A 26,800-nucleotide genomic window follows, 5' to 3' on the forward strand; every position below is an offset into this window, starting at 1 on the left:
GGGGGGCGGTGCTGATCGGGGCCGCCCGCGGGCGTGCGTCCCGGCCGCCCGCGGGCGTGTGACCTGGCCGGGCTGCCTCCGGCCGGGCTGCCCCTGGCCGGGCCGGGGCCGGGGGCGCGGCCCGGCCGCCGCCGGGGTCAGCTTTCCGTGCGGTACATCAGGTCCACCTCGTGGGTGGCGAAGCCCAGGCCCTCGTACACCGACAGGGCCGCCGGGTTGTCCGCGTCCACGTAGAGCATGGCCGTCGGGAGGCCCGCCGAAGCCAGGTGGCGGAGGCCGATCGCCGTCAGGGCCTTGCCGAGGCCGCCGCCCTGCGCACCCGGCAGGACGCCGAGGACGTACACCTCTCCCACCCGCTCCGCCGCATGGACCTTCGTCCAGTGGAAGCCGACCAGCTCCCCCTCCCGTTCGGCGAGGAAGAACCCCTCCGGGTCGAACCAGGGCTGCGCCATCCGGTCGTCCAGGTCGCGTTGGGTCAGCGCGCCCTGCTCGGGGTGGTGGGCGAAGGCCGCCGCGTTCGCCGCGAGCCAGGCCGCGTCGTCCGCGCCGGGGACGAAGGTGCGGACCGTGACGCCCGGGGGCAGCGCGGGGGAGGGCAGGGGCGGGGCGTCCGGGCCCAGCGGGCGGCGGAGCTGGCGGAGCTCCCGGAACAGGGTCAGGCCCAGTACCTGCGCCAGGTGGCGGGCCGCCGACCGGCCGCCGTGCGCCCACACCCGGATCCGCTTCCCGGTCTCGGCCAGCAGCGCCGAGCCGAGGGCCCGCCCGTGTCCGCGCCCCCGCATCGAGGGGTGGACGACGAGCTCCGCCGCCGGCGCCTCCACCGGGTCGGTGTCCTCCAGTTGCGCGTATCCGGCCAGCCGGCCCCTCTCGGTCAGCAGGAGGTGCCGGATGCCCGGGCGGGGACCGCCGCGGAGCTGGAGCCGGCCCTGCTCCGAGACCGCGGTCGTGCCGTCCGTACGCGATGCGTCCTCGATCAGAGCGAGCACCGCCTCGGCCTGCTCCTCCGTCAGTTCGTCGAGCGTCACAATCTGCCGTCCCGGCTCCACGGCCGCTGCTGCGTCAGTCATGCCACGAGCCTACGACCGCAACCTCCCCTTGACGTGCCCTCTCCGGCCCCTGTGCCGCGGGGCGGCCCCCTGCCACGCCGGCCTCGGGGTCCGTCTCGGGCAGCGGCTCGCAATACATGTCCGATTTCTGGCCATTCGGGGGTGAACTCCGGGCAAACCGCGCTCTCGGAGGGGCTGCGCGTAACCAGCTCGCAACCCGTTACCCCCTGTCGTGCTACGCGCGTTGACCATAGGCTGCGGAGACCTCCCAAGTCGTTTCGCTGTCCGCAAAGGGGAACTGATGTCAGCGACACCACAACGGCGCCGCCGTGCCCGCCGGTTGGCCATTGCCGCCCTCGCCGTCTCGGCCGGGGCCGGCACTCTGATGGTCGCCGCGCTGCCGGCCGGGGCAGCCGCCAGTGGTGGCGGTCAAGAGAGCAGCCGCACCGTCGACGTGCAGCTGCTGTCCTTCAATGACCTCCACGGCACCCTGGAGCCCCCGCAGGGCTCCTCCGGCACCGTGACCGAGCGTCAGGCCGACGGAACCACCAAGGCGATACCCGCCGGTGGCGTCGAGTACCTGGCGACCAGCCTCCGTGAGGCCCGCAAGGGCAAGCAGTACACCGTCACCGCCGCAGCCGGTGACATGATCGGCGGCAGCCCGATGCTGTCCGGGCTCTTCCACGACGAGCCGTCCATCGAGGCCATGAACAAGATGGGTCTCGACGTCACCAGCGTCGGCAACCACGAGTTCGACGAGGGCCGCCAGGAGCTGCGCCGCATGCAGTACGGCGGCTGCCACCCGGTCGACGGCTGCTACGAGCAGGACAAGACCTTCGAGGGGTCGAAGTTCCCGTACCTCGCCGCCAACGTGATGGACGAGAAGACCAAGCGGCCGCTGCTCTCCCCCACCTACGTGTGGAAGAAGGACGGCGTCAAGATCGGCTTCATCGGCGTGACCCTGGAGGGCACCCCGGACGTCGTCACCGCCGAGGGCGTCAAGGGCCTGAAGTTCCAGGACGAGGTCGAGACGATCAACAAGTACGCCGCCGAACTCAACCGGCAGGGCGTCAAGTCGATCGTCGCGCTGATCCACGAGGGCGGCCTGCCCGCCTCCGGCGCGTACAACTACGACTGCAACGTCCCGGGCGCGGGCGCCGGCATCTCCGGTGCCATCGTCGACATCGCGAAGAACGTGGACGCGAAGGTCGACGCGCTCGTGACCGGCCACACCCACCAGGCCTACGCCTGCAACATCCCGGACCCGGCGGGCAACCCGCGTACGGTCACCTCGGCCGCCTCCATCGGCCGGCTGTACACGGAAACCACGCTGACGTACGACCGCAAGACCAAGGACATCGTCCGCACCGCGATCCAGTCGCCGTCCGCCGCCAACCACGTCGTGCACCGGGACCAGCCGAAGGCCCCCGACATGACCGAGCTGATCGGCCGCTGGAACGCGCTGGCCGCGCCGATCGCGAACCGTCCGCAGGGCTTCATCTCGGCCGACATCGCCGGCCGCGGCTCCTCGGCGTACGAGAAGCCGCTCGGCGACCTGATCGCGGACGCGCAGCTGGAGGCGCTGGCCCCGGCCGACAAGGGCGGCGCGCAGCTGGCCCTGATGAACCCGGGCGGCATCCGCTCGGACCTGGCGTACAAGGCCGCCGGGGCCGAGGGCGACGGTGTGGTGACCTACGGCGAGGCCTTCACGGTGCAGCCGTTCACCAACATGATGAACGTGGTGGACCTGACCGGCGCCCAGCTGATCACCGCGCTGCAGCAGCAGGTCAGCGGCCCGGTCAACGGTGCGAACCCGAAGATCCTTCAGGTGTCGAAGGGCTTCACCTACACCCTGGACACGACCAAGAGCGGTGCGGACCGGATCGTCGTCGACTCGGTGAAGCTCAATGGCGAGGCGATCGACCCCGCCAAGACCTACCGGGTCGCGATGAACGAGTTCCTGGCGGGCGGCGGTGACGGGTTCACCGTGCTGAAGGAGCACAAGAACAAGCTGGTGGGCGCGTCCGACCTGGACGTCTTCAACGCCTACCTGGGCAAGCACTCCTCGGAGACGAACCCGATCGCGCCGCCGGCGGCCGACCGGATCACCGTCGTCAAGTAGTCGCGTACCGAGCCGTGTCCGGCAGTACCGGGCACGGCGTACGTCCGAAGGGGCGGCAGACCGACCGGTCTGCCGCCCCTTCGGCGCTCGATCTTGGCTGATATACGCTGCGCTTACTTTCCGAATTTCTGCCCGGGGGGGCCATCCCGCATGACCAAGAAGTCCCGCATGCTCCTCGGCGGTGCGCTCGTTTCGGCGCTCGCCCTCGCAGTCGCCGTTCCCGGTGCCGTCCCGGGGGCCCCCGCCGCCCATGCGGCTGCCGCTGCCGTCCCGGTGAGCCTGGGCCCGTGGGGGGCGCCCCAGCCGCTGGCCGGTGTCACGGCCGTCCTGGACCTGAAGTCGACCTCCGACGGCACCGCCGTCGGCGTCTTCCGGCAGGGCAGCGAGACCGTGGTGCGGATCCGTCCGGCGGGCAGCACCACCTGGCAGCAGGCCCACGGCGTAGCCGCGGGGCAGCTCCACCGCACGGACGACGGCGCGCTGACCCTGCTGTGGTCGGAGCCGGCCGCGGCCGCCGGGCAGTCCACCGTGAAGCTGTCCCGGCTGGCCGCCGGCACCACCTCCTTCGGCGCAGCCGAGGAGGTCGTCACGACCGCGATCGGCGGTGGCCCGACGTTCGCGGGCAATGCGGCGGGCCGTCAGGTCGTCGCGTGGATGGACGAGGACCGCTGGCTGACCGTCGTCGAACGGTCCGGCCCGCAGGCCGCCTGGACGGCCCCGGCGCAGCTCGACCGGCTGCCGGAGCCGATCGTCCGGCCCGACAACACCTACGACTACCACCTCGAGGACCTGCGGCTCGCGGTGGCCGCGGACGGCGCCGTGGCGTTGATCTGGGGCGGCAACAGCCACTACACGGGCGACGGGGTCGACCCGGACGAGACCGCCTACAAGTGGTACTACAAGGCGCTGGAGAAGCCCGCCGGCGCCGGCGCGTGGAGCGCTCCGCGCGATCTCACCGCCCAGCTCGGCGAGAAGCCCCGGCACGTCACCCTCACCGCCCACCCCCAGGGCGGGTTCCACCTGCTCTCCGGCTCCGGCGGCTACTCCCGCAAGCCGGCCGGCGGCGACTGGGGTGCGGTGCAGGCCATCGGCCTGGAGTCGGCGGAGCTGCTGACGACGCCCAACGGGGACGTCACCGCCGTGGGATGGAGCGGAACTCTCGCGGTCGCGACCAAGGTGGCCGGCGGTGCCTGGTCCGCTCCCCTGGGCCTCGGGAGCAACGTGGTGACGGACTCGGTGAGCGTGGTGCGGTCGGCCACCGGTCAGGTGGTCGTCGGCTACGCGCAGAAGCGTTACGTCACCGGCAAGCCCACCCGCCACGACTTCGTCACGCAGACCGTGGGCGGTGGCACCGCCTCCAAGCCGCGCACGCTCAGCTCGATGGCGGAGGCCACGCGCAGCGCGGGCCGGCTGACCACCGACGCCAAGGGCCTCCCGGTGGCCGTATGGACGCAGACCGCGCCGGCCGGCGGGGCGTCCTCGGCGTTCACCGCGACCACGGGCGCCCGGGCGCTGCCGAAGTGGCGCGACCACGCCGACGACACCCGGGCGGACATCCTGGGCCTGTCCAAGAGCGACAAGATCAACCTGGTGACCCAGGACCCGGCGAACCTGCCGCGCACCTACCAGGTGGGGTCCTGGCCCGACGGCACCCGGGTCGTGCCGTTCGGCGACTTCGACGGGGACCGCTGCAACGACCTGATCGTGCGGCTGCCCAGTGGCGAGGTGCGCCTCTACACGCCCGTCTGCGGCGGTCTGCCGAGGCCCGACTCGGCGTACAAGCGGCTGGCCACCGACTGGCGCAAGTACGACGCCCTGATCGCCTCGGGGGACCTCACCGGCGACAAGCGGCCGGACTTCCTGGCCCGCGACGCCGCGACCGGCGACCTCTACCTGTACGCGCACGACGGCGCGTCGGGGTTCAAGGCGCGGGTGAAGACCGCCTCCGGTCTGACCGGCTACAAGCGGCTGATCGGCGCCGGTGACCTCAACGGCGACGGCATCGGCGACGTCCTGGCCGTGGACAAGTCGAACGAGCTGTGGCGGCTGAACGGCACGGGCACCGGCAAGCTCAAGGAGCGGGTGCTGGTCTTCAAGGACTGGGGGACCTCCTACAAGGAGGTCGTCGGCGCCGGGGACGTCAACGGCGACGGCAAGCACGACCTGGTTTCCCTCGACACCTCCAACCGGCTCTGGCTGAACGCGGGGAACGGCGCCGGCGGCTTCGGCAACCGGGTCGACACCCTGCAGACGGCCTCCCACTGGCCGGACTGGGCGTCCATCGGCTGACCCGCGGTCTGCCACCGGAGTCCCCCATCCTCCCGAGCCGGGAGGGTGGGGGACTCTCTTCGTTCCAGAGCCCCTTCAGGACTTCCGCGTTCCTGCCGGAGCGCCTCGGAGGCACTTCAGGAAGTTGCCGACGGCGGCGGCCAGGCCCACCGGGTCCTCCACCGGGACGACGTGGCCCGTCTCCAGTCCGGCGTACGAGGTCTTCGGCCGCGCGGCGACCATCGCGTCGGCCAGCTCCTGCGGGACGGCCTCGCTCCGGCGGCCGTGGACCAGCAGGGCCGGGCAGGTGCTCGCGAGCCAGGTCTGCCAGTGGTCCCCGCGGGCCGCCTCCACGGTGGCCAGGGTGTCCTGCGGGTGGAACGGCAGTCGCCAGCCGGTGCCGTCGGGAAGCGGGCGCAGGGCCGGGGCGACCATCGGGCCCAACTCCCCGCAGGCCGCGATGAGCTCCTCGCGGGTGGGTGCGGTGTACGGGACGGGCGCGAGGAAGGCCACCGGGTTCGGCGCGTCCTGGGGGAAGACGACGCCGGCGTCGATGTTCACCAGGGCGGAGACCAGGTCGGGACGCTCGGCGGCGAGGTGGAAGGCGTTCATCCCGCCCAGCGAGTGCCCGATGACCGGGAGCGGGCCGAGGCCGAGGTGTTCGAGCAGGGCGACGAGGTCGGCGACGTAGCCCGCGCGGTCTTGGGCGGAGGCGCGGTCGGAGTCGCCGTGGCCGCGCTGGTCGGGGGCGATGACCCGCCAGTCGGGGCCGAGGCGGGCGGCGAGGTCGGCGTAGAGCAGGCCTTCGGAGAGGCCGCCGTGCACGGCGAGGAGCGGGCGGCCGGTTCCGCCGAAGTCCAGGTAGGAGAGGGTCCGGCCGTCGATGGTGAGGGCACGCCGGTTGTCCGCGGAGGCGGCGGCCGCGGTGAGGGCCGCGTCGAGAACCTGTTCGTTGCTGGTCATGGCAGTGGTCTCCCCTCATCGACCGGCGGGCGGGGTGCCTCGGCCGGCTGTTCCTTCACCGTAAGAGATCTTGCTCGCTTGCACAAGACTGTCGTATAGATCGAGCGATCTAGACAGGCGTATGAATCGCTGGGGGCGTCATACGATCCCGGCATGGGAAATCGCGAGGATCTGCTGGCCGGGGCGCGCCGCTGCCTGGAGGAGAAGGGGTACCTGCGGACGACCGTGCGGGACATCGCCGCCGCGGCCGGCGTGAGCAGTGCCGCCATCGGCTACCACTTCGGATCCCGCGAGGTGTTGCTCAACCAGGCGCTGTTCGCGGCCATGGAGGAGTGGAGCGAGGAGATCGGCAGTCTCACCGGGGTCGGGGAGACGCCCGAGGAGCGCTACGTCGACGTCTGGACCCGCAAGGTCCGTTCCTTCTCGGAGCAGCGCTGGCTGTGGACGGCCTCGGTGGAGGCCTTCGTGCACGCGCAGACCTCGCCCGAGCTGCTGGCGATCCTGGCGGCCGGGCAGCGGGTCAGCCGCCGCCAGATCGCGGCCCAGCTGCGCGGGGTGCCCGAGGCTGAGGTGGCCGAGGCGGACGTGCGGGGGCTGGCATCGGTGCAGATGGCCGTGCTGACCGGGGTGATGACCCAGTGGATCACGGATCCCGAGTACGCGCCGGACGGGCGGGACATCGTGGCGGGTCTGCGGGCACTGGCCGATCTGCTGGAGGACCCGGCGGGGCGGTCTCGGCCCCAACTCCCCACTACCGATGGGTAGTTATTTCTGACCTGTGCACGCCATAATCCGGCTGACGCGGCAGCCGGCGAAGGGGCGGGCACGGGCATGGCACTGGACAGACGCAGGTTTCTGGTCGGCGCGCTGGCGGCCGGCGCCGCAGCCGGACTCGGAGCGGCCTCCGCCGCCCCGGCCGGCGCGCGCACCCGCGGAGCGGGCACCCTCGGCACCCGCACCCTCGGCACCCAGGACTGGATGGCCGGCCTCGCCGACGCAACCGCCCTCCAGCGCATGACGATCCCCGGCACCCACGATTCGGGCGCCCTCTACGGAGGCCTGTACGTGGCCTGCCAGAACATCGGCATCGGCCGGCAACTGGACGCGGGAATCCGCTTCCTGGACGTCCGCTGCCGGGTGACCGGCGGCTCCTTCGCCATCCACCACGGCTCCTTCTACCAGAACCAGATGTTCGGCGACGTGCTCGTCTCCTGCTGGAACTTCCTCGCCGCCCACCCCACCGAGACCCTCCTCATGCGGGTCAAACAGGAGTACTCGGGCGAGAGCGACGCCACCTTCCGCGCCGTCTTCGACGACTACCTGGACAACCGGGGCTGGCGCCCGCTCTTCCACATCGCCCCCACCCTGCCGGCGCTCGGCCAGGCCCGGGGCAAGGTCGTCCTGCTCGCCGACAACGGCGGCCTGCCGGGCATCCGCTACGGCGACGGCACCCACTTCGACATCCAGGACAACTGGAACGCCGAGCCCTTCGCCAAGCGCGGCATGATCGAGAACCACTTCCGCAAGGCCGTCCAACAGCCCGGCAAGCTGTTCGTCAACTACGTCTCCACGGCCGCCTACATGCCGCCCCGCTGGAACGCCGACCGCCTCAACCCGCAGATCCACTCCTTCGTGGCGGGCGCCGAAATGGCCGGCCGCACCGGCCTCGGCGTCGTCCCCATGGACTTCCCCAACACCCGCGGCGGCTTCATCGAGTCACTGCTCGCCCACAACCCCGTCTGACGGGTCGACGGGCGGGCCCGGCGGCGGAGTCGGCGCGCCCGGGATGCGGAGCACCGCCTCCGTCCCCGGGCCGCCGTCGGACGCCGCCCGCAGCTCGGCCGTGCCGCCCGCCCGCCGCACCGTACGGTCCACGATCGACAGGCCCAGCCCGCTGCCCGGCAGCGCGCGGGCGGTCGGCGAGCGCCAGAACCGCTCGAAGACGTGCGGGAGCTCCTCCGCCGGAATGCCCGGACCGTGATCGCGTACGGTCAGCTCCCCGGCCCGTAGAGCCACCTCCACCGCGCCGCCCGCCGGGCTGAACTTCACCGCGTTGTCCAGGACGTTCACCACCGCCCGCTCCAGCGAGGCCGCCTCACCCCGCACGTACCACGGCCGGATGTCCGAGGCGAAGACCAGCTCGGGGCCGCGCAGCCGGGCCCGCGACAGCGCATTCCCGGCGATCTCGTGCAGCGCGACCACCTGCAGCGGCCCGGGCGCGGCCGCATCGGGCCGGGACAGCTCCTGCAGGTCCCCGATGAGCGAGGCCAGCTCGGTCATCTGCGCCTTCACCGAGGCCAGCAGCTCCCGGCGGTCGTCGGGCGGGATGGCCCGGCCCGTCTCCTCGCTGCGCGCGAGCAGCTCGACGTTCGTACGGAGGGAGGTCAGCGGGGTCCGCAGCTCGTGCCCGGCGTCGGCGATCAGCTGGGCCTGCCGGTCGCGGGAGGAGGCGAGCGCGGCCGTCATCGAGTTGAAGGACCGGGAGAGCCGGGCGATCTCGTCGTCTCCCTCGTCGGGGATGCGGACGGTCAGGTCCTCGGTCCGGGCGATGTGCTCGACGGCACCGGTCAGTTCGTCGACGGGCCGCAGCCCGGTCCGCGCGACGACCAGTCCGGCGGCGCCGGCGCCGACCACGCCGATGCCGCTGACGAGGAGGAGGACCCAGGCGAGGGTGCTGAGGGGTTTGTCGATGTCGGCAAGCGGCTTGGCCACCGAGAGGGCGATCCGCTGGATCCCGGCCTGGGTCTCGACGAGCTGGGGCTGGCTGTAGACGCGTACGGGGTCACCGTCGGCGGTCGTCGAGTCGTACAGGGTGGCTGCCCGCGTGCCGCTCGCGATCTCCTTGTCGATCTGCGTGACGGGCAGCGTCTCCTGGCCGTCCAGCCAGCAGTGGCTGCCGTCGGCCAGGTTGATCTGCACGACCGCGTTGAGGTCGCTCACGAACCGGCCCGGCCCGGTGGGCGGGCTGGCCAGGCAGCCCAGCAGGGGCAGTACCTTGACCACCTGGTCCCGGGCGTTGGTCGACCGCAGCGAGGCGTCGAGCTGGTCGCGCAGCTGCGTGCGGACCATGAACCAGCAGGTGGTGGCCATCGCGGCCACCGCCACCGCGACCGCGACCGCGACCAGCAGGGCCAGCCGGGACCGCAGGGGCAGTGCCCGGAATCTGGCGGCCGGGCTCACTCCGGACCGCCGCTGTCGGCCGCCCGGAGTACGTAGCCCACCCCGCGCACGGTGTGCACCAGGCGCGGCTCGCCGCTCGCCTCGGTCTTGCGGCGCAGGTACATCACGTACACGTCCAGGGAGTTGGAGCTGGGCTCGAAGTCGAAGCCCCACACGGTCTTGAGGATCTGCTCCCGGGTCAGCACCTGGCGGGGGTGCGAGAGGAGCATCTCCAGCAGGGTGAACTCGGTGCGGGTCAGTTCCACGGGGCGGCCGGACCGGGTGACCTCGCGGGTGGCGAGGTCCATCCGGAGGTCGCCGAAGCTGAGCACGTCCTCGGCGGTGTCGCCGGCCGCGGCCGCGGCTCGGGTGGCGTAGGCGCTGCGGCGCAGCAGGGCGCGGACGCGGGCGAACAGCTCGTCCAGCTCGAAGGGCTTGACCAGGTAGTCGTCGGCGCCGGCATCGAGGCCGGTGACGCGGTCGCCGACGGTGTCCCGGGCGGTCAGCATCAGGATGGGGGTGACCGAACCGGCGGCGCGCAGCCGCCGGGCCGCGGTCAGGCCGTCCATGCGGGGCATCTGGATGTCGAGCACGATGAGGTCCGGCTCGTAGCCGGCCGCCTTGTCGAGGGCGTCGAGGCCGTCGACGGCGGTTTCGGTGCCGTACCCCTCGAAGGCGAGACTGCGGCGGAGGGCCTCTCGGACGGCGGGTTCGTCGTCGACGATGAGGACCCGGTGCGGGTCGCCTTCGGCGGGATTCACTTTGGCCCCCTGGGGTGATGTGATCGGTCGTTCGTCCATGCGGTCGCGGCCGGGCCGCACCGTCCAGCGTCGCACGCGAAGCGGCGCTCCCGGCCCTGCCGCTGCGCGGGGCCTTCCCCACCCCGCCCCTTCCCGCAGTACCTGATATGCGGCTCCGCCGCTGCCGGGGGCTCCGCCCGGGCCCCCGGCAGCGGCGCCGCACCCGGCCACGGCTAAAAGCGGGAGTCCCAGCCGCCGCCGGTGGTGTCGGTGCCGGCGGAGCCGGAGCCGGACCCCGATCCCTTCCGCAGCGACTCCAGGTCCGCCTTGATCGTGTTCACCGGGATCGCGAACCCGAGACCGACGCTCCCCGCCTTGGAGCTGTCGCTCGCCGGCGAGTAGATCGCGGACGGCATCCCGACGATCTCCCCGTTCATGTTCACCAGCGCACCCCCCGAATTCCCCGGATTCAGCGAGGCATCGGTCTGGATGGCCGTGTAGGAGGCGGTGTCCGACCCCGTCTCCCCGTTGAACTGCTGCCCCTCGAAGGAGAACGGCCAGCCCTCGTTCCCGCCCTGCCGGCGCTGCTGCCCGGGGGCCTCCGACTTGGGCACCTTCACCTCCCGGTTCAGGGCCGAGACGATCCCGCTGGTCACCGTCCCGGTCAGCCGGTCGGGGGAGCCGATGGCGACGACCTCGTCGCCGACCTTCAGCTGGTCGGAGTTGCCGAGCTTGGCGGGCTTGAGGCCGCTCGCGCCCACCAGCTTGATCAGCGCGAGGTCTTTGTCGGGGTCCGTCCCGACGACCTCGGCCTTGTACTTCTTGCCGTCGCTCAACGTCACCTCGATCTCGGAGGCCCCGCTGATCACGTGGTTGTTGGTGGCGATCTCGCCGTCCGCGCTGAGGATGATGCCGGAGCCCGTGCCCTGGCCGGAGCCGGTGCGGGTGTCGATCCGGACCACGGACGGGCTGACCTGTTCGGCGACGCCGGAGACGGTGCCGTTGGAGGACTGGGAGACGGGGGTGCCGGTGATGCCGCCACCGGTGGCGGACGGGTTGCCGAGCAGATGCTGAACGGCCGTCGCCGTGCCGCCGCCGATCAGCGCGGCAGCGATGGCCACCGCCGCGAGCAGTGCGACCGGCTTCTTGGCCCGGGGCGCGGACGCCGCGGCATGGGCCGGTCCCGAAACCGGAGCAACGGGAGGGACGGGAGTGACCGGTGCAGGCGGCGGCTGGTGGGCCTCGTGCCAGCCGGGGGCGGCGGGCGGGTGCACCGGCGGCGGCGGGTACGAGCCGCCCGAGGCGCCCTCCGCCCCGGTCTCGCGCGCCAGCGCCTCGCGGCCCCGCTGCCAGGCGTCGCCGAACGGCGCGGGCTGGGTCGGGCGGTTCTCCTGTGGGTGATCGCCTTCGTGGCGGTGGCTCTCGGTCATGGCAACGACTCTGCTCGCCGATCATGAGAGCTTCCTGAGGACCGGCTGAGAAGCCCGACAGAACCGTGTATGCCCGAAATAAAGGACTACGCGATAGAGGACTACGCGCAGCCGCAGCTGCGGCGGATCACCAGGGCCGAAGGGAACTGCTTCAGGCGCTCGCGGCGCGAGCCGGCCACCCGCAGGGCGTCGTCCAGGACCAGGTCCACCGCCGCGCGGGCCATCGCCGGCCGGTCCGAGGCGATCGTGGTGAGGGGCGGGTCCGTGAGGGCCGCTTCCTTCACGTCGTCGAAGCCCGCGACGGCCAGCTCCGTCGGGACGTCGATGCGGAGCTCCCGGGCAGCCCGGAGCACACCGATCGCCTGGTCGTCCGTAGCGCAGAAGATGGCCGGCGGCCGGTCGGGCCCGGCCAGCACTTCCAGTGCCACCCGGTACGCGTCGTAGCGGTTGTACGGGGCTTCGAAGAGCCGGCCCTCGATGGACCGGCCGGACTCCAGCATGGCCCGACGCCAGCCCTCCACGTGGTCGGCGACCGGGTCGCCGACCGAGGGGGTGTTCTCGATCCCGCCGATGCAGGCGACGTACGCGTGTCCGTGCTCCAGCAGGTGCCGAGTGGCGAGCTGGGCGCCCCCGATGTCGTCCGTCACGACGGCGACGTCGTCGATCGCCTCCGGGCGCTCGTGCAGCAGGACCACCCGCGCGTCCCACGCCTCGATCTCGGTCGCCGCCCGCTCGCTCATGCCCTGGCTGACCAGGATCAGCCCGGAGACCCGCATGCCGAGGAAGGCGCGCAGGTAGTGGACCTCGCGCTCGTCCCGGTAGTCGGAGTTGCCGACGAGCACCATCTTTCCGCGCTCGGCGGCGGCCTGCTCGACCGCGTGGGCCATCTCCGCGAAGAACGGCTGCCGCGCGTCCGGAACGATCATGCCTATGAGATCCGTGCGCCGCGAGGCCATCGCCTGGGCAACCCGGTCGGGCCGGTAGCCCAGCTCCTTGATAGCGGCGAGTACACGCTCGCGCGTGGCCGGGGCAACCGGCCTGGGTCCGTTGTTGATGACGTAGGAGACGACCGCGGTAGAAGTACCCGCCAGTCGCGCTACGTCATCCCGCGTCACCTTGGCCACGCGCGGAAGTCTACGCGGGGTGACCTACCTCTGGGCAGGGCGTCCTGCGGATTGGGCACCCACCGTCCCGTCCAGTTCGGTGTCCGCCATCCGGGGGACCGGGGACGATCCCTCCGCAGCGGCCGTCTTACGGGCCTCCTCGGCCGCCCGTTCGACCTTCTCCGGCGTGACGAAGCGGTACCCGACGTTCCGTACGGTGCCGATCAGCGACTCGTGTTCGGGACCGAGTTTCGCCCGCAGCCGCCGTACGTGGACGTCCACCGTCCGGGTGCCGCCGAAGTAGTCGTAGCCCCAGACCTCCTGGAGGAGCTGGGCCCTGGTGAAGACCCGGCCCGGGTGCTGCGCCAGGTACTTCAGCAGCTCGAACTCCTTGAAGGTCAGGTCGAGCACCCGGCCCTTGAGCTTCGCGGAGTACGTCGCCTCGTCGACCGACAGGTCGCCGTTGCGGATCTCCATCGGGGAGTCGTCCGAGCCGAGCTGCTGCCGGCCGGTGGCCAGCCGCAGCCGCGCCTCCACCTCCGCGGGGCCCGCGGTGTCCAGCAGTACGTCGTCGATGCCCCAGTCGGCGGTAACGGCCGCGAGACCGCCCTCGGTCACCACGAGGATCAGCGGGCAGCCGGGGCCGGTGGAGCGGAGCAGCTGGCAGAGGGAGCGGACCTGGGGCAGATCCCGGCGGCCGTCGATCAGGATCACGTCGGCGCCGGGGGTGTCCACCAGGGCCGGGCCCTCGGCGGGTGCGACACGTACGTTGTGGAGCAGCAGTCCGAGGGCGGGCAGCACCTCGGTGGAGGGCTGCAGGGCGTTGGTCAGCAGCAGCAGCGAGCTCATCGCGGCGACCTCCCGTTGGCGGTGGCGGTCGTGCGTTCGTGCAGGAATGGCTGGCCCATCACGTCGGTTCCTCCTCGGTCCCGTCGAGGACGTGCTCTGTACGGTTGCGGTCCCCGCGCCCTGAGGCCCGCATGGATTCCACTGTTCGCACTGTGTTCAACGTGCAGAAAGCACAAAAGGACCCGGGGGGCTACGTTGCCCGGATCCTCTTCCCCGCCAGAATAGCCCGCCGGGCCATTCCCGGCCGAGGGCGCTTGACATACGAGTTCTGTGGTTCGCACCACCCTGCGCCCCGCTCATGCCCTGGGTATGCCCGGTTTCACCGGTTCGGTGGACCCCCACTCGGTACCGGGCGGCGCACGAGGGGCGCGTGGAGGCACACCGTGCCCCTGGGGGCGGTCGGCGGATCAGGGCCGGGCCCGGGTCGTCCGACCGCCCCCGCCCCGAGGCGTCATCATGGAGGCCGACGGTACGGAGCCGACGAAAGGAGCTGCAGTGGCAGCGGGAACCATCCGCTACTGGGCGGCGGCGAAGGCCGCGGCCGGTACGGCGGAGGAGCCGTACGCGGCGGAAACACTGGCAGAGGCGCTGGAAGCGGTGCGGTCGGCGCACCCCGGGGAGCTGACCCGGGTGCTGCAGCGCTGCTCCTTCCTGGTGGACGAGAAGCCGGTGGGCACGCGCAGTCATGGCGACGTCCGGCTGACCGAGGGCGGGACCGTCGAGGTCCTGCCGCCGTTCGCGGGCGGGTGACCGGCACCCCATGAGCACTCCCGAGAACCAGCACCCGCAGGCGCAGCCCCCGCAGGCCGGCCGGCACCGGCAGACCGAGCCGCAGCCGGAGCCCGGGCAGCAGGGCCTGCCGCAGGATCCGTACGCCACCCAGACCTGGCAGACGGACACCTGGGACACCACCTACCAGCCCGTACTGGGCGCCGTCCCGGGCCAGTCGCAGCCGCTGGCGGCCCCGGACAGCTGGTTCCGGGACGAGCCGGCTCCCGCACCGGACCCGGCGGCGGCTCCCTGGGCGGGTGGGCCGACTGCCCCCGAGCAGGGCGCGGTCGCCCCGGACCCGGCGGCCGCGGGCTCGTGGCAGCCCGCCGCCGAGCAGGCGTACCTCCCGTCGTACGAGGCCCCGGCGCAGGCCGCCGGCCCGGCGTACGCGCAGCAGCCGCCGCAGCAGCCGTACCCCGGTTCCGTAGCCGGTCAGCCCGCCCCGGGCGAGGCGTGGGCTCCGGAGCCGGTGGCCCCGGCCGGCTGGTTCCGCGACGAGCCCCCCAGCCCGTCCCAGGCCCACGCCTGGCCCCCTGACGACGCGGCCCCGGCCCAGGCGCCCCAGTGGTCCGGCCCGGCCGGGGACCATGCGCAGGGTCAGGCTCATGGCCAGGACCCGGCCCAGGCCCAGGCGAACGCTCAGGCCCAAGGCCCGGCCTCGGCCGGCCAGTGGTCCGGCCGGGCCGAAGAGCAGGCCCAGGGCCAGGCGCAGGGGCAAGGCCATGCCCAGGCCCCGGCCTCGGCGGCCGAGACGGCCTACCTGCCGCCGTATCCCGGACCGGGCCTCGAAGGCCACGGCTCCGGCTCCGGCTTTCCGGGGGCGGACCGCCAGGCGCCCGCCGACCCGGCCGAGACGGCCTATCTGCCGCCGTACCGGGGCGACGAGCTCGCCCCGCAGGTCCCGTCGCAGGCCCAGGCCCCGGCCTCGGCGGCCGAGACGGCCTACCTGCCGCCCTACCCCGGCCCCGCCGGCCTGCAGGCGCCGGCCGACCCCGCCGAGACCGCGTACCTGCCCCCGTACCCGGGGCCGGACAGCGGTGACGGCTCGCCCTACCCGACCTACGAGGCGCCCGACCCGGTCGCCGAGCCGGCTCCGGAGGCGGCCCCCGGCCCGGCCGAGGAGTACTCGTCCCCCACCCTCGCCGGTACCACCCGGATAAGGGATCCGCGCCAGGCGCGCGCCGAGGGGCGGTCCCCGATCATCGACCCCGGTCCGCAGTCCGCCCTCGTCACCGCCGCGCTCGGCGCCCTCCTCGCCGGGGCCGCCGCCGTCGCGGACCTCGCGCTGCTGGTGCCGCTGATCGCGCTGCAGGCGCTCACCGCCGCCGGCTGGTTCCGGCTCAACGGCATGTGGCCGGCCCGCCAGGGCATCGCCCTCGCCTTCGCCGGGGCGGTCACGGCCGACATCGCCGTGCTGGCCGTCGACGAGGTGCACCGTCCGGGCGCCGTCATCGGCACCCTCGGCGCCTGGGTGCTGCTCACCCTGGTCCTCCAGCTGCGCAGCCACGCCGACCCCGACGAGCGTGTGTACGGCCTGATGGCCTCGGTGGCCTCCGCCGCCCTCGCCGTCATCTGCGCCGGCTACCTGGCCGCCGCGCCGGCTGCCGTGACGGCAGGCGCGGCCGCCGTCGCCGTGGCGGTGTTCACCCGCGCGCTGCCGCTGCCGCCCGCCCCCTCCGTCGTCGTCTCGCTGGCCGCCGCGGCCGGTGCCGGCATCGCGGCCGGCGGTCTGACCCCGATCGGCGCCGGCGGCGCCCTGGTCGGCCTGGCCGCCGGGGTGTGCGCGCTGATCGGCCTGCGGGTGGCCGCGTACGACTACCCCTCCAAGTTCGTCCACATGACCGCCGGAGTGGCGCTGCCGCTGGCTGCCGCCGCCCCCGCGATCTATCTGATGGGACGCGTGGTCAACTAGCTGCTGCACGTAAACGATCACTTGGGGGAACGGGAAATGCGTCTCATGCGCGTGCTGCTGATCATCGTGGGCGTCCTCGCCTGCCTGTTCGTCGCCGCCGACCGGATCTTCGTCGGCTACGCCGAGGACAAGATCGCCGACCGGGTGCGGTCGGGCCGGCCGGTCGGCGGGGCCGAGGTGGGGATCAGCGGCTTCCCGTTCCTGACCCAGGCCATGAGCCACCGGCTGGACCGCGTCGACGTCCACCTCAAGGACGTCGAGGCCACCGCCGACGGCCGCCGGATGCGGATCTCGAAGATCGACTCCCGCTTCCACGACGTGAAGCTCGACAGCGACTACTCCGGCGGCACCGCGAAGCGCGCCGACGGCTCCGCACTCGTGACGTACGAGGACCTCACCAAGGCCTCGCAGCGCGGCGCGACCGTCGCCTACGGCGGGGCGCCGGGCAAGGTGAAGGTCACCGCCACCGTGCAGATCCTGGGCCGGCCCATCACCCGCAGCGTGATCTCCACCATCACCCTGATCGACGGCAACACGGTCCGGGTGCGCGCCGACGAGGTGCCCGGCGAGGGCCTCCCGGGGATCGAGGACCTGGTCCGCAGCGAGACCGACTTCGACCGGCGCCTGGACGGCGGACTCCCGGCCGGCCTCACGCTGTCCGCACTCACCTCGGCCGAGGACGGTCTGCACCTCACGATGAACGGCGAGAACGTGAAGCTGTCGGGCTGAGAACCGCGCTTTGGCCGGATAGTGAGACAGGTCGGTCCGATCCGCAGATGAACGGCCCTCCGGCCGGGCCCGGGCGGGGCTCCGGAGGGCGTCGGCGGCGCTCCGCATCCCGCCATGCGGACGATCCTGTCTCGGAATATGACACACCGGTGACAGGGCCGCCGATTCGTCCCTACGATCCATGCCCATGAAGCGAATGCAGGCGGACCTCACGAAGCGACGGGCAGTAGACCTGTGTCGCGTCGCCGCCATGCTCTGTCGCTGACCGAGCGCGACGCCCGGCGTCGCGACCGCCGGCCGTCCGAAACGGCCCTTCCCGCGTGACCGCAGCTGCCTCCCGCCCTACGCCTCCCCGCGCAGGACGTTCGAGCGCACCCGGAATCCACCACGCACGCAGCACCCGCAGCACCACCTGCACAGCCCCGCCGCACACTGCCCCGGAGGAGACACCATGAGCCGCAGCGACGTCCTCGTAGACGCCGACTGGGTCGAGGCCCACCTGGACGACCCCAAGGTCGTCATCGTCGAGGTGGACGAGGACACGTCCGCCTACGACAAGAACCACATCCGCAACGCCGTCCGGATCGACTGGAAGCAGGACCTCCAGGACCCGGTCCGCCGCGACTTCGTGGACCAGGAGGGCTTCGAGAAGCTGCTCTCCGCCAAGGGCATCGCCAACGACGACACGGTGGTCCTCTACGGCGGCAACAACAACTGGTTCGCGTCCTACGCCTACTGGTACTTCAAGCTCTACGGCCACCAGGACGTCAAGCTCCTCGACGGCGGCCGCAAGAAGTGGGAGCTCGACTCCCGCGACCTGGTCGACGGCACCGAGGTCCCGCAGCGCCCGGCCACCGAGTACAAGGCCAAGGCCCAGGACACCTCGATCCGCGCCTTCCGCGACGACGTCGTGGCCGCGATCGACAACCAGAACCTGGTCGACGTCCGTTCGCCCGACGAGTTCTCCGGCAAGCTCCTCGCCCCGGCGCACCTCCCGCAGGAGCAGTCGCAGCGCCCCGGCCACGTGCCGAGCGCCCGCAACATCCCGTGGTCGAAGAACGCCAACGACGACGGCACCTTCAAGTCGGACGAGGAGCTCACGGCCCTCTACGAGCAGGAGCAGGTCGACCTGGCGAAGGACACCATCGCCTACTGCCGCATCGGTGAGCGCTCCGCGCTGACCTGGTTCGTGCTGCACGAGCTGCTGGGCCAGGAGAACGTCAAGAACTACGACGGCTCCTGGACCGAGTACGGCTCCCTGGTCGGCGTGCCGATCGAGCTCGGCGCCAACAAGTAATTCACCGGGCACGCGACGCCCAGCGGTACGTACGACTTCTCTAGGGACAGGACAGAGAACATGTGTGGAGCACAGATCGGCGGGCCCGACCTCTCGACCCTCAAGCCGGGTGAGACGGCCATCCAGGGCCAGGTGACCAAGAACGGCGAGCCCGTCACCGGCTACGTCCGGCTGCTGGACTCGACCGGCGAGTTCACCGCCGAGGTCCCGACCTCGGCCACCGGCCAGTTCCGCTTCTACGCGGCCACCGGCACCTGGACGCTGCGGGCGCTGGTGCCCGGCGGCCAGGCGGACCGCGCCGTGCACGTCGCCGAGGCCGGCGGCGTGACGGACATCGCGATCGCGGTCTGAGCAGCCGCACGACGCATTGACCGGCCGAAGGGCCGCACCCCCGGGGGTTGGACGCCACTGAACCGGGGTGCGGCCCTTCGTGCCGCCTTACCCTGGAGGCATGTACGCCCGGCGCCGACGCGTCTACCTCCTGCTCATGGGCGGATGTCTCTTCCTCTTCGTCTCCGCCTGGAGCTTCGTGCGGCTGTGGTCGGTGGAGGCGGCCGTGGCCCTGTGCGTGGTGGCGATGGTCATCCCGCCGGTCGCCGCGGTGATCGCGAACCGTCGCGGTCCGGACGACCGCTGGTGGGACGACCCCTCGGGCGATCCGAAGTCGGACGAATGGTGGGACGAACTCGACGGCAAACGGCCCCGCGGGGATGCCGAACCGTGATGCGGGCACGTACAACTGCCACCCCCCGGTACGGATCTTGCGTGTGCACGGGCGACGGAACCTGTGGCTCACGTCCTGAGGGGGGACTCCTTTGGAAAACGAGCAGCCTCGCCGGAGGCGGACCGGCCGTACGGTCGCCCTGATCGCGGCCGCCGCCGTCCTCGGCGTCCTGGCCGGCACGGTCACCGGGTACGCCGTCCAGCTCGACCGCGCCCCGACCCCGCTGCCGCCGCTGGCGCAGCAGCACCTCCCGGCACCGAAGCCGGTCGCGGCGGACGACGCGACCACGCCGCGCCCTCGAACGACATCCGGCGGGTGGCGGTCAGCCGGTGGAACGAGAGCGAGCACCGGTTCGTGGAGATCAGGCTGACCCACCTGAAGTCCCCCGGGGAGTCCGCGTGACCGAGCCGACCGCCGGGCCGACCGCCAGGACGGGACGGTGTCCCGGACACCTTCCTCCAGGAGTACGCGCCGGATGCCCGGCAGGGGCTGAAGGAGCAGCTCCGCGACGAGGGGCTGCGGCAGATCGCGGCGCGCGGCTGGACCACGCCCGACAGCACCCGCACCCGTGTCCACCTGCTGCGCTTCCATTCCTCGGCCTTCGTGGACGCCTTCAGCGGCTGCACCGCCCACCTGGCTCCGGTCGGCACCGCCGACGTCGTGCGGGACGAGTCCTGGGACGAGGCCGATAAGGCGGAGCGCGGTGAGGCCGGCTACACCGGGCCCGGCAGCGAGACGGACGCCCACGTGGCCGTCTACCGCGAGGCCCCGCCCGCCGGCGACGAAGCCGTCCGGCCCGCCTGCATCCAGTCGGGCGACGTCCAGGCCGTGGTCCTCCACACCCGCAAGACCGCCGAGCCCGCCACCGTCCCCTTCCACCAGACGGTGATCCTGCAGCACCAGCTGCTCGGCTAGCGCCGGCCCGCGGCACAGCCGCTACGGCCTACCTCACAGAGTGGGCCGGTCCCCGGGCCAGTAGGCTTGGGGACCGGCCCCGTAGCCACCCCGAACCGACCCTCCGAGGAGCACCCCGTGCTTGAGGCAGTCTTCACCTCCCTGCTGGTCCTGGTCGCCGTCGGCGTCCTCGCCTTCACCGCGCTGGCCGTCGCGAAGCTCTACCAGGGCCAGCGCTGACCTCCGGTTCTCCGACCCCTCCCACAGATCGCCTGAGCAGCCATTCATGATCCAGATCCCGTCCGACCTGAATCCGGGCCTCGTCCCCCTCGCCTTCCTCCTCGGCACCTGGGAGGGCGCGGGCGTCTTCGACTTCCCCGGTGAAGAGAAGTGCAACTTCGGCCAGGAGGTCGTCTTCAGCCACGACGGCCGGGACTTCCTGGCGTACGTCTCGCACACCTGGGTGCTCGACGCCGAGGGCAAGAAGGTCCGGCCGCTGGAGTCGGAGACCGGTTACTGGCGCATCGACAAGGACCGCAAGGTCGAGACCGTCATGGTCCGCGACCAGGGCGTCGTCGAGGTCTGGTACGGCGAGCTCGCCCACCAGAAGCCGCAGATCGACCTGGTCACCGACGCGGTGGCGCGGACCGCCGCGTCCGGCCCGTACAGCGGCGGCAAGCGCCTCTACGGCTACGTCAAGGGCGACCTCATGTGGGTCGGCGAGAAGGCCACCCCGGACGTCGAGCTGCGCCCGTACATGTCGGCGCAGCTGAAGAAGGTCGTCACCCCCGAGGAGGTCGCCGAGATGGCGCGCAACCTCCCGGACATGCCGGACGACGGCATCGCCTTCTTCCGCTGAGCCGGCCCCGCAGGCCCTCAGGCAATCCACGACGGAGTCCCGGCGCCCGCCGGGGCTCCGTCGCGCCTTCCGCGCTTACACTGGCCGGGTGGCGAGCACCGACTGGAAGAGCGACCTGAGGCAGCGCGGCTACCGGCTGACCCCGCAGCGCCAGCTTGTGTTGGAGGCCGTGGACACCCTGGAACACGCCACCCCGGACGAGATCCTCGCCGAGGTGCGCAAAACCGCCTCCGGCGTGAACATCTCGACCGTCTACCGGACCCTGGAGCTCCTGGAGGAGCTCAAGCTGGTCTCCCACGCCCACCTCGGGCACGGCGCCCCCACGTACCACCTCGCCGACCGGCACCACCACATCCACCTGGTGTGCCGGGACTGCGGCGACGTGATCGAGGCCGATCAGGAGGTGGCGGCCGAGTTCATCGCGAAGCTGCGGTCCTCCTTCGGGTTCGAGACCGACATGAAGCACTTCGCGATCTTCGGCCGGTGCAAGAAGGATGCCGCCAAGCACCAGGGCGAGCAGTCGTAGGCTTGCCCTATGACCAGCCCTTTGCTTGATCTGCCCGGCGCCGTGCCCGCCGAAGGCCGTGACGAAGGCGTCGCCGCCCACTACGGGGAGCTGTACGGCGAACAGCGCGCCCTCGCGGACGGCCGCGGCTTCGTCGACCTCTCGCACCGCGGAGTCGTCACCGTCACCGGACCCGAGCGGCTGAGCTGGCTGCACCTGCTGCTCACGCAGCACCTCACCGAACTCCCGCCCGGCCAGGCCACCGAGGCGCTGATCCTCTCCGCCCACGGCCACATCGAGCACGCGCTCTACCTCGTCGACGACGGCGAGACGGTCTGGGCGCACGTCGAACCGGACACCCAGGAGGCGCTGATCGCCTACCTGGAGTCGATGAAGTTCTTCTACCGGGTGGAAGTCGCCGACCGCACCGCCGACTTCGCGGTGGTCCACCTGCCGGCCGGCTCCATCGCCGAACTCCCCGAGGAGTACGTCGTACGGGAGACCCCGGCCGGCCGCGACGTGTTCCTGCCGCGCAAGCAGCTGACCGCCTTCGCCGCCGAGCACGGCCCCGCCGCCGGGCTCCTCGCCTACGAGGCGCTGCGCGTCGAGGCGCACCGCCCGCGCGTCGGCCTGGAGACCGACCACCGGACCATCCCGCACGAGCTGGGCTGGATCGGCAGCGCCGTCCACCTGCAGAAGGGCTGCTACCGCGGCCAGGAGACGGTCGCCCGCGTCCACAACCTGGGGAAGCCGCCGCGCCGCCTGGTCTTCCTGCACCTGGACGGCTCCGAGGTGCTGCTGCCGCCGCACGGCACCCCCGTACGGCTGGCCGCCGACGGCCCCGAGGGCCGGCAGCTGGGCTTCATCACCACCTCGGTGCGCCACCACGAGCTCGGCCCGATCGCGCTCGCCCTGGTCAAGCGGAACGTTCCGGTGGACGCGGCGCTGCTGGCCGGCGGGACGGCCGCCGCGCAGGAGATCGTCGTAGCCCCGTAGCAGCACCGCACGGCCCCGTAGCAGCACCGCACGCCGCATGCAGCTACATGTCGAGGAGCACGGTGAACGGGCCGTGGTTCGTCAGCGAGACCCGCATGTCCGCGCCGAACCGGCCCGTCTCCACCGTCGCACCCAGCTCCCGCAGCCGCGCCACCACCTCGTCGACCAGCGGCTCCGCCACATCCCCGGGCGCGGCCGCGTTCCAGGTCGGCCGGCGCCCCTTGCGGGCGTCCCCGTACAGCGTGAACTGGGAGATCACCAGCAGCGGCGCACCGTTGTCGCTGCAGGACTTCTCACCCTCCAGGACCCGCAGGGACCACAGCTTGCGCGCCAGCTGCGCCGCCTTCTCCGGAGTGTCCTCGTGGGTCACCCCCACCAGGACGCACAGCCCCTCGCCGACGATCTCACCCACGGTCTCACCGGCGACGACGACGCTCGCCCCGTCCACCCTCTGCACCACTGCTCGCATACCACCTGTGTACCAGGCGTGCACCCGTCCGGGGCCGATCGGGTGGTGTGGGCCTGCACCGGGCCCACCGTCAGTGGCACGATGCACGAAGGCGGTGCGCCAAGCACCGGTCGAGGGGACGGACACGTTCGTATGAATACTTCTGGTACCTCTGCAGCCGCAGGCCCGGTGTCGCCGGTACGGCCGCCCGCGCAGCGCAACGCGGATGCGCAAGCACCCGGCGCACCCGGGCTCGGACTGCCCGAACTGCGGGCCCTGCGCCGGGACGCGCAGCGCGACGAAGCCGATCTGAGCTACGTACGCAGACTCCTGCAGGGCCGGATCGACATCCTGCGGGCCGAACTGGCCCGGCGGACCGACCAGGGCGGACCCGCGGGGCCGGCAGGGTCGGCGGTGGTCGTGGACCGGCTGTCCGAGATCCTCGCCGACGCCCCCTCCAGCCGCAGCGCCTCGGCCCGCCACGTCACGCTCGGCACCCCGCAGAGCGAGGAGTACCGGCGGCTGGCGGCCGAGATGCTCTCCGACGTGGAGCTGTCCGACCTGGCCGCCCGGACCGACGCCGAACTGCACGACGCGATGGGCCGGCTCGTCCGGTACGAGCAGCAGGTGTCCCGGCGCCGGCAGCAGCTCCAGCGCACCGCCGACGACTGCAGCGCGGAGATCACCCGGCGGTACCGGGAGGGCGAGGCGCAGGTGGACGACCTGCTGGTGTAGCGCCGGCCTGCCGGCGCAGGACCGCACGGAAATTCGGGCGACGGGCGGCAGCCCGGCGGCTAGCGTGGCCTGCCATGACCGCTGACATTCGTCCCGTCGCAGAATCCGAACTGGCCGAGTGGCTGCGCACCGTGCAGACCGGCTTCCTCACGTCGACCGTGGTCACGGACGGCGATCTCGCCCAGCGCGCCAAGTACAACGACATCAGCCGGACCATCGGCGCCTTCGACCCGGACACCGGCGGGTGCGTGGCCACCTTCCGGACCTTCCCGCAGCAGCTGACCGTGCCCGGCGGCGCGGCGGTCCCGGCCGATGCGGTCACCAACGTCACCGTGCTGCCCACGCACCGCCGCCGCGGTCTGCTGACCCGGATGATGACGGAGGAGCTGGCGGCCGCCAAGGAGCGGGGCGAGGTGCTGTCCACGCTGATCGCCGCCGAGTACCCGATCTACGGCCGGTACGGCTACGGGCCCGCCACCACGGCCGCGGAATGGGAGATCGACGTACCCCGCACCGGCCTGGACCGGCGCTGGTCGCGGCCCGCGGACGGCGGCCGGATCGACCTGGTGGACGCCGCCGAGGCCCGGCGGGTGGGACCCGACCTGCACGATCGGCTGCGGGCCGGCACGCCCGGCGCGGTCGACCGCACCGAGCGGTGGTGGAACCTGGCCACCGGCCTGGAGACCCTCGACTCCCGGCCGTACGCGGAACGCTTCTTCGCCGTGTACCGGTCGGCGGCCGGCGAGGTGCAGGGCCTGGCCGCCTACCAGTCGGACGACCACTGGACGGACGCGAAGGTCCCGCTGAACACGGTGCACGTGAAGGACCTGCTGGCCGTCACGCCGCAGGCGGAGCGGGCGCTGTGGGAGTTCCTCTGCTCCATCGACTGGGTGCTGAAGGTCCGCACCGGCCACCGCGCCCCCGACGATCTGCTTCCGCTGCTGCTGCCCGACCCGCGCGCCGCCCGCACCGTGACGGCCGCCGACTTCCTGTGGGTGCGGCTGCTGGACGTCGTACGGGCGCTGGAGGCGCGGACGTACGCGGTGCCGGGGCAGCTCGTGCTGGAGGTCGAGGACCCGGCCGGCCTGGCCGGGGGACGCTACCGGCTGGACGCGGGCGCCCGCGCCTGCGCGCGCACGGAGGACGCACCGGACCTGGTCCTCGGGGTTTCCGAGCTCGGCAGCCTCTACCTGGGCGACGAGTCGGTGTCCCGGCTGGCGGCGCTCGGCCGGGTGCGGGAACTGCGGCCGGGGGCGGTGGCACTCGCCGACGCGGTGTTCCGGACGGCCCGCCGCCCGTGGTGCCCGGACATCTTCTGACCGCCCGACGGTCCGAGGATCCGAGGGTCCGAGGGCCGGTCCGGCGGTCCGTCCGGGCGGTCACATCCGGAGCGGCCCATCCGTCACCCGGGCATGACCAAGAAGACGGACGACGCACAGCCGGAGCACGCGGACAAGGACTTCCTGGCGGCCCGGTTCGACGAGAAGCGGCCCCACCTGCGGGCGGTCGCCTACCGGATGCTCGGCTCGCTGACCGAGGCGGAGGACGCGGTCCAGGAGGCCTGGTTCCGCCTCGACCGGACCTCGACCCGCGAGGTGGAGAACCTGGGCGGCTGGCTGACCACGGTCGTCGCCCGGGTCTGCCTGGACCAGCTCCGCGTCCGGCGCGCCCGGCGCGAGGAGCCTTTCGGGGTGCGGGTGCCGGAACCGATCCTGAGCCCGCCCGAGGGGCTGGACCCGGAACAGGAAGTGCTGCTGGCCGACTCGGTGGGGCTGGCGCTGCTCGTCGTCCTGGAACAGCTCGCGCCCGCCGAACGGCTGTCATTCGTGCTGCACGACATGTTCGGGGTGCCCTTCGACGAGATCGCGCCCATCGTGGAGCGGACCCCGGCGGCGGCCCGGCAGCTCGCCAGCCGGGCCCGCCGCCGGGTGCAGGGCCAGGCCCCGGCGCCGGACCGGGACCTGAACCGGCAGCGGGAGGTGGTGGGCGCCTTCCTGGCGGCGTCCCGCAACGGCAACTTCGAAGAACTGCTGACCGTGCTGGACCCGCAGGTGGTCCTGCGGGTCGACCTGGGGGAGGCGGGCGGCGGCGCCTCGCGCCTGGTGCGCGGCGCGGAGGCGGTGGCCCGGCAGGCCCTCACCTTCCAGCGGCTGTCGCCGTACGCGCGGCCGGCGCTGGTCAACGGCGCGCCGGGGGTGGTGACCATGCCGGAGGGCAAGCCGGTGGCACTGATGGGCTTCACGGTCAGCGGAGGCAGGATTGTCGCCATCGACATCCTGGCGGACCCGGAGCGACTGGAACGGCTCGATGTGACGGTCTTGGAGGACTGAGTGAGTACGGGCAAGGCAGAGACGGAACGGGTGGTGGAGGCGCTCCGCGCGGCGGGCTGCGTCTTCGCGGAGGAGGAGGCGGAGCTGCTGCTGGCCGCGGCCGCGGAAGGCGCGGACCTGGCGCGGATGGTGGAACTCCGGACGGCCGGCCGGCCGCTGGAACACGTCATCGGCTGGGCCGAGTTCTGCGGACTGCGGATGGCGGTCGGCGAGGGCGCCTTCGTGCCGCGCCGGCGCACCGAGTTCCTGGTGCAGCAGGCGGCGGCACTGGCCCGGCCCGGCGCGGTGGTCGTCGACCTGTGCTGCGGCGTCGGCGCGGTCGGCGCGGCGGTGGCCGCGGCCGTGCCCGGCATGGAGCTGCACGCGGCGGACATCGACCCGGTGGCGCTCGGCCATGCCCGCCGCAACGTCGCCCCGTACGGCGGCCGGGTCCACGAGGGCGACCTCTACGCGGCCCTGCCGGCCGGGCTGCGCGGCCGGATCACCCTCCTGGTGGTCAACGCCCCCTACGTCCCCACCGACTCCATCCCGCTCCTCCCCCCGGAAGCCCGCGACCACGAACCCCGCACCGCCCTGGACGGCGGCCCGGACGGCCTGGCGATCCAGCGCCGGGTTGCGGCGGAGGCCCCCTCGTGGCTGGCCGAGGGCGGCCACCTGCTGATCGAGACGAGCACCCGTCAGTCCCCCTCGACGGCCTCGGCCATGACCTCGGCGGGCCTCACGGTCCACGCGGCCTCATCGGAGGAATGGTCGGCCACGGTGGTGACGGGCCACCTCCCGCTGCGCTGACTCCCTTGCTGGCTTCCTTGCACTGGCTTCCCTTGCGCTGAGTTCCGTTTGTTCGAGCGGGAGTTGATCTTTCCGGCTACAACTGGGGGCTGGGGGTCGGGTCCACTGCTCGGACCTGCCGCGAGGAAGGA

Annotated in this window: 28 protein-coding genes; 20 read left to right on the top strand and 8 right to left on the bottom strand. The window is 72.6% G+C overall.

The annotated features are described in order from the left end of the window. Positions 1-137 precede the first annotated feature (137 nt). Positions 138-1,067 carry a mycothiol synthase gene (gene mshD, locus AB0447_RS23120; protein ID WP_366478618.1) on the bottom strand — a complete coding sequence of 310 codons (930 nt, stop codon included), beginning with the start codon at positions 1,065-1,067 and terminating at the stop codon, positions 138-140. Positions 1,068-1,347: 280 nt separating this feature from the next. Between mshD and AB0447_RS23125 the strand changes: the two genes are divergently transcribed. Then, the gene (locus tag AB0447_RS23125; protein WP_366478619.1) at positions 1,348-3,168 is read left to right on the top strand and encodes a bifunctional metallophosphatase/5'-nucleotidase; all 1,821 of its coding nucleotides are present in this window, start codon (positions 1,348-1,350) and stop codon (positions 3,166-3,168) included. 150 nt (positions 3,169-3,318) lie between these two features. After that, complete coding sequence (locus tag AB0447_RS23130; protein WP_366478620.1) at positions 3,319-5,457, top strand: VCBS repeat-containing protein; 2,139 nt, start codon at positions 3,319-3,321, stop codon at positions 5,455-5,457. A 75-nt stretch (positions 5,458-5,532) separates the two neighbouring features. On the opposite strand, the gene AB0447_RS23135 is transcribed toward AB0447_RS23130, so the two are convergent. Further along, positions 5,533-6,399: an alpha/beta hydrolase gene (locus AB0447_RS23135; RefSeq protein WP_366478621.1), complete on the bottom strand. Its 867-nt coding sequence runs from the start codon at positions 6,397-6,399 to the stop codon at positions 5,533-5,535. Positions 6,400-6,552: 153 nt separating this feature from the next. Here AB0447_RS23135 and AB0447_RS23140 point away from each other — a divergent pair, with 153 nt between their 5' ends. Together AB0447_RS23140 and AB0447_RS23145 are read left to right on the top strand one after the other, a co-directional pair. Then, positions 6,553-7,164, top strand: coding sequence for a TetR/AcrR family transcriptional regulator (locus AB0447_RS23140; RefSeq protein WP_366478622.1), 612 nt, complete (start codon positions 6,553-6,555; stop codon positions 7,162-7,164). A gap of 66 nt (positions 7,165-7,230) precedes the next feature. Next, complete coding sequence (locus tag AB0447_RS23145) at positions 7,231-8,142, top strand: phosphatidylinositol-specific phospholipase C (protein ID WP_366478623.1); 912 nt, start codon at positions 7,231-7,233, stop codon at positions 8,140-8,142. On the opposite strand, the gene AB0447_RS23150 is transcribed toward AB0447_RS23145, so the two are convergent. From AB0447_RS23150 to AB0447_RS23170, 5 genes are all read right to left on the bottom strand, one after another. Further along, positions 8,116-9,579 carry a HAMP domain-containing sensor histidine kinase gene (locus AB0447_RS23150; protein ID WP_366478624.1) on the bottom strand — a complete coding sequence of 488 codons (1,464 nt, stop codon included), beginning with the start codon at positions 9,577-9,579 and terminating at the stop codon, positions 8,116-8,118. The two genes, AB0447_RS23145 and AB0447_RS23150, sit on opposite strands and share 27 nt — an antisense overlap. Next, positions 9,576-10,319, bottom strand: coding sequence for a response regulator transcription factor (locus tag AB0447_RS23155; protein WP_366478625.1), 744 nt, complete (start codon positions 10,317-10,319; stop codon positions 9,576-9,578). The genes AB0447_RS23150 and AB0447_RS23155 overlap by 4 nt, the downstream gene beginning before the upstream one ends. A 212-nt stretch (positions 10,320-10,531) precedes the next feature. Continuing rightward, on the bottom strand, positions 10,532-11,728 hold the full coding sequence (locus AB0447_RS23160) for a trypsin-like peptidase domain-containing protein (RefSeq protein WP_366478626.1): 1,197 nt from the start codon (positions 11,726-11,728) through the stop codon (positions 10,532-10,534). A gap of 101 nt (positions 11,729-11,829) precedes the next feature. Beyond that, positions 11,830-12,852, bottom strand: a complete 1,023-nt coding sequence (locus tag AB0447_RS23165; protein WP_366478627.1) for a LacI family DNA-binding transcriptional regulator — start codon at positions 12,850-12,852, stop codon at positions 11,830-11,832. A gap of 24 nt (positions 12,853-12,876) precedes the next feature. Further along, complete coding sequence (locus AB0447_RS23170; RefSeq protein ID WP_366478628.1) at positions 12,877-13,680, bottom strand: response regulator transcription factor; 804 nt, start codon at positions 13,678-13,680, stop codon at positions 12,877-12,879. Between the two features lie 495 nt (positions 13,681-14,175). Here AB0447_RS23170 and AB0447_RS23175 point away from each other — a divergent pair, with 495 nt between their 5' ends. The 12 genes from AB0447_RS23175 to AB0447_RS23230 all read left to right on the top strand — a co-directional run bounded on the left by AB0447_RS23175 (position 14,176) and on the right by AB0447_RS23230 (position 22,367). Then, positions 14,176-14,430 (top strand): MoaD/ThiS family protein, encoded by a 255-nt coding sequence (locus tag AB0447_RS23175; RefSeq protein WP_366478629.1) that lies wholly within the window; start codon positions 14,176-14,178, stop codon positions 14,428-14,430. A 10-nt stretch (positions 14,431-14,440) separates the two neighbouring features. Beyond that, positions 14,441-16,363 carry a hypothetical protein gene (locus AB0447_RS23180; protein WP_366478630.1) on the top strand — a complete coding sequence of 641 codons (1,923 nt, stop codon included), beginning with the start codon at positions 14,441-14,443 and terminating at the stop codon, positions 16,361-16,363. A 36-nt stretch (positions 16,364-16,399) separates the two neighbouring features. Next, a complete protein-coding gene (locus tag AB0447_RS23185; protein ID WP_366478631.1) occupies positions 16,400-17,092 on the top strand; it encodes a DUF2993 domain-containing protein in 693 nt (230 codons plus the stop codon). Positions 17,093-17,288: 196 nt separating this feature from the next. Next, the gene (locus AB0447_RS23190) at positions 17,289-17,357 is read left to right on the top strand and encodes a putative leader peptide (RefSeq protein ID WP_351319324.1); all 69 of its coding nucleotides are present in this window, start codon (positions 17,289-17,291) and stop codon (positions 17,355-17,357) included. A gap of 186 nt (positions 17,358-17,543) precedes the next feature. Further along, a complete protein-coding gene (locus tag AB0447_RS23195; RefSeq protein ID WP_366478632.1) occupies positions 17,544-18,389 on the top strand; it encodes a sulfurtransferase in 846 nt (281 codons plus the stop codon). Between the two features lie 60 nt (positions 18,390-18,449). Beyond that, positions 18,450-18,740 carry a DUF1416 domain-containing protein gene (locus tag AB0447_RS23200; protein ID WP_366478633.1) on the top strand — a complete coding sequence of 97 codons (291 nt, stop codon included), beginning with the start codon at positions 18,450-18,452 and terminating at the stop codon, positions 18,738-18,740. Between the two features lie 100 nt (positions 18,741-18,840). Continuing rightward, a complete protein-coding gene (locus AB0447_RS23205) occupies positions 18,841-19,113 on the top strand; it encodes a DUF3099 domain-containing protein (protein ID WP_366478634.1) in 273 nt (90 codons plus the stop codon). Positions 19,114-19,204: 91 nt separating this feature from the next. Then, positions 19,205-19,483, top strand: a complete 279-nt coding sequence (locus AB0447_RS23210) for a hypothetical protein (RefSeq protein WP_366478635.1) — start codon at positions 19,205-19,207, stop codon at positions 19,481-19,483. 233 nt (positions 19,484-19,716) lie between these two features. Beyond that, positions 19,717-20,028: a hypothetical protein gene (locus tag AB0447_RS23215; protein ID WP_366478636.1), complete on the top strand. Its 312-nt coding sequence runs from the start codon at positions 19,717-19,719 to the stop codon at positions 20,026-20,028. 265 nt (positions 20,029-20,293) lie between these two features. Beyond that, on the top strand, positions 20,294-20,866 hold the full coding sequence (locus AB0447_RS23220) for an FABP family protein (RefSeq protein ID WP_366478637.1): 573 nt from the start codon (positions 20,294-20,296) through the stop codon (positions 20,864-20,866). Positions 20,867-20,954: 88 nt separating this feature from the next. Next, positions 20,955-21,392, top strand: a complete 438-nt coding sequence (locus AB0447_RS23225; protein ID WP_366478638.1) for a Fur family transcriptional regulator — start codon at positions 20,955-20,957, stop codon at positions 21,390-21,392. Positions 21,393-21,401: 9 nt separating this feature from the next. Continuing rightward, positions 21,402-22,367, top strand: a complete 966-nt coding sequence (locus tag AB0447_RS23230) for a folate-binding protein (protein WP_366478639.1) — start codon at positions 21,402-21,404, stop codon at positions 22,365-22,367. A gap of 43 nt (positions 22,368-22,410) precedes the next feature. On the opposite strand, the gene dtd is transcribed toward AB0447_RS23230, so the two are convergent. Beyond that, positions 22,411-22,836 carry a D-aminoacyl-tRNA deacylase gene (dtd, locus tag AB0447_RS23235; protein WP_366478640.1) on the bottom strand — a complete coding sequence of 142 codons (426 nt, stop codon included), beginning with the start codon at positions 22,834-22,836 and terminating at the stop codon, positions 22,411-22,413. Positions 22,837-22,968: 132 nt separating this feature from the next. Here dtd and AB0447_RS23240 point away from each other — a divergent pair, with 132 nt between their 5' ends. From AB0447_RS23240 to AB0447_RS23255, 4 genes are all read left to right on the top strand, one after another. Beyond that, positions 22,969-23,550: an AmfC protein gene (locus AB0447_RS23240; RefSeq protein WP_366478641.1), complete on the top strand. Its 582-nt coding sequence runs from the start codon at positions 22,969-22,971 to the stop codon at positions 23,548-23,550. Positions 23,551-23,624: 74 nt separating this feature from the next. Further along, positions 23,625-24,869, top strand: a complete 1,245-nt coding sequence (locus tag AB0447_RS23245) for a GNAT family N-acetyltransferase (protein WP_366478642.1) — start codon at positions 23,625-23,627, stop codon at positions 24,867-24,869. Positions 24,870-24,962: 93 nt separating this feature from the next. Beyond that, positions 24,963-25,880, top strand: coding sequence for an RNA polymerase sigma factor SigJ (gene sigJ / locus AB0447_RS23250; protein WP_366478643.1), 918 nt, complete (start codon positions 24,963-24,965; stop codon positions 25,878-25,880). Beyond that, positions 25,881-26,669: a putative protein N(5)-glutamine methyltransferase gene (locus AB0447_RS23255; protein WP_366478644.1), complete on the top strand. Its 789-nt coding sequence runs from the start codon at positions 25,881-25,883 to the stop codon at positions 26,667-26,669. Positions 26,670-26,800: the final 131 nt, after the last annotated feature.

This window comes from Streptomyces sp. NPDC051211 (genome assembly GCF_040689505.1).
Lineage (GTDB): Bacteria > Actinomycetota > Actinomycetes > Streptomycetales > Streptomycetaceae > Streptomyces.

Bases quoted from the DNA above. Each gene is read 5' to 3' on its own strand.
- AB0447_RS23245 (WP_366478642.1), top strand. From the start codon at position 23,625: ATGACCGCTGACATTCGTCCCGTCGCAGAATCCGAACTGGCCGAGTGG.
- AB0447_RS23200 (WP_366478633.1), top strand. From the start codon at position 18,450: ATGTGTGGAGCACAGATCGGCGGGCCCGACCTCTCGACCCTCAAGCCG.
- AB0447_RS23135 (WP_366478621.1), bottom strand. From the start codon at position 6,399: ATGACCAGCAACGAACAGGTTCTCGACGCGGCCCTCACCGCGGCCGCC.
- dtd (WP_366478640.1), bottom strand. From the start codon at position 22,836: ATGCGAGCAGTGGTGCAGAGGGTGGACGGGGCGAGCGTCGTCGTCGCC.
- AB0447_RS23145 (WP_366478623.1), top strand. From the start codon at position 7,231: ATGGCACTGGACAGACGCAGGTTTCTGGTCGGCGCGCTGGCGGCCGGC.
- AB0447_RS23240 (WP_366478641.1), top strand. From the start codon at position 22,969: ATGAATACTTCTGGTACCTCTGCAGCCGCAGGCCCGGTGTCGCCGGTA.
- AB0447_RS23130 (WP_366478620.1), top strand. From the start codon at position 3,319: ATGACCAAGAAGTCCCGCATGCTCCTCGGCGGTGCGCTCGTTTCGGCG.
- AB0447_RS23160 (WP_366478626.1), bottom strand. From the start codon at position 11,728: ATGACCGAGAGCCACCGCCACGAAGGCGATCACCCACAGGAGAACCGC.
- AB0447_RS23140 (WP_366478622.1), top strand. From the start codon at position 6,553: ATGGGAAATCGCGAGGATCTGCTGGCCGGGGCGCGCCGCTGCCTGGAG.
- AB0447_RS23185 (WP_366478631.1), top strand. From the start codon at position 16,400: ATGCGTCTCATGCGCGTGCTGCTGATCATCGTGGGCGTCCTCGCCTGC.
- mshD (WP_366478618.1), bottom strand. From the start codon at position 1,067: ATGACTGACGCAGCAGCGGCCGTGGAGCCGGGACGGCAGATTGTGACG.
- AB0447_RS23170 (WP_366478628.1), bottom strand. From the start codon at position 13,680: ATGAGCTCGCTGCTGCTGCTGACCAACGCCCTGCAGCCCTCCACCGAG.
- AB0447_RS23205 (WP_366478634.1), top strand. From the start codon at position 18,841: ATGTACGCCCGGCGCCGACGCGTCTACCTCCTGCTCATGGGCGGATGT.
- AB0447_RS23220 (WP_366478637.1), top strand. From the start codon at position 20,294: ATGATCCAGATCCCGTCCGACCTGAATCCGGGCCTCGTCCCCCTCGCC.
- AB0447_RS23125 (WP_366478619.1), top strand. From the start codon at position 1,348: ATGTCAGCGACACCACAACGGCGCCGCCGTGCCCGCCGGTTGGCCATT.
- sigJ (WP_366478643.1), top strand. From the start codon at position 24,963: ATGACCAAGAAGACGGACGACGCACAGCCGGAGCACGCGGACAAGGAC.
- AB0447_RS23230 (WP_366478639.1), top strand. From the start codon at position 21,402: ATGACCAGCCCTTTGCTTGATCTGCCCGGCGCCGTGCCCGCCGAAGGC.
- AB0447_RS23180 (WP_366478630.1), top strand. From the start codon at position 14,441: ATGAGCACTCCCGAGAACCAGCACCCGCAGGCGCAGCCCCCGCAGGCC.
- AB0447_RS23195 (WP_366478632.1), top strand. From the start codon at position 17,544: ATGAGCCGCAGCGACGTCCTCGTAGACGCCGACTGGGTCGAGGCCCAC.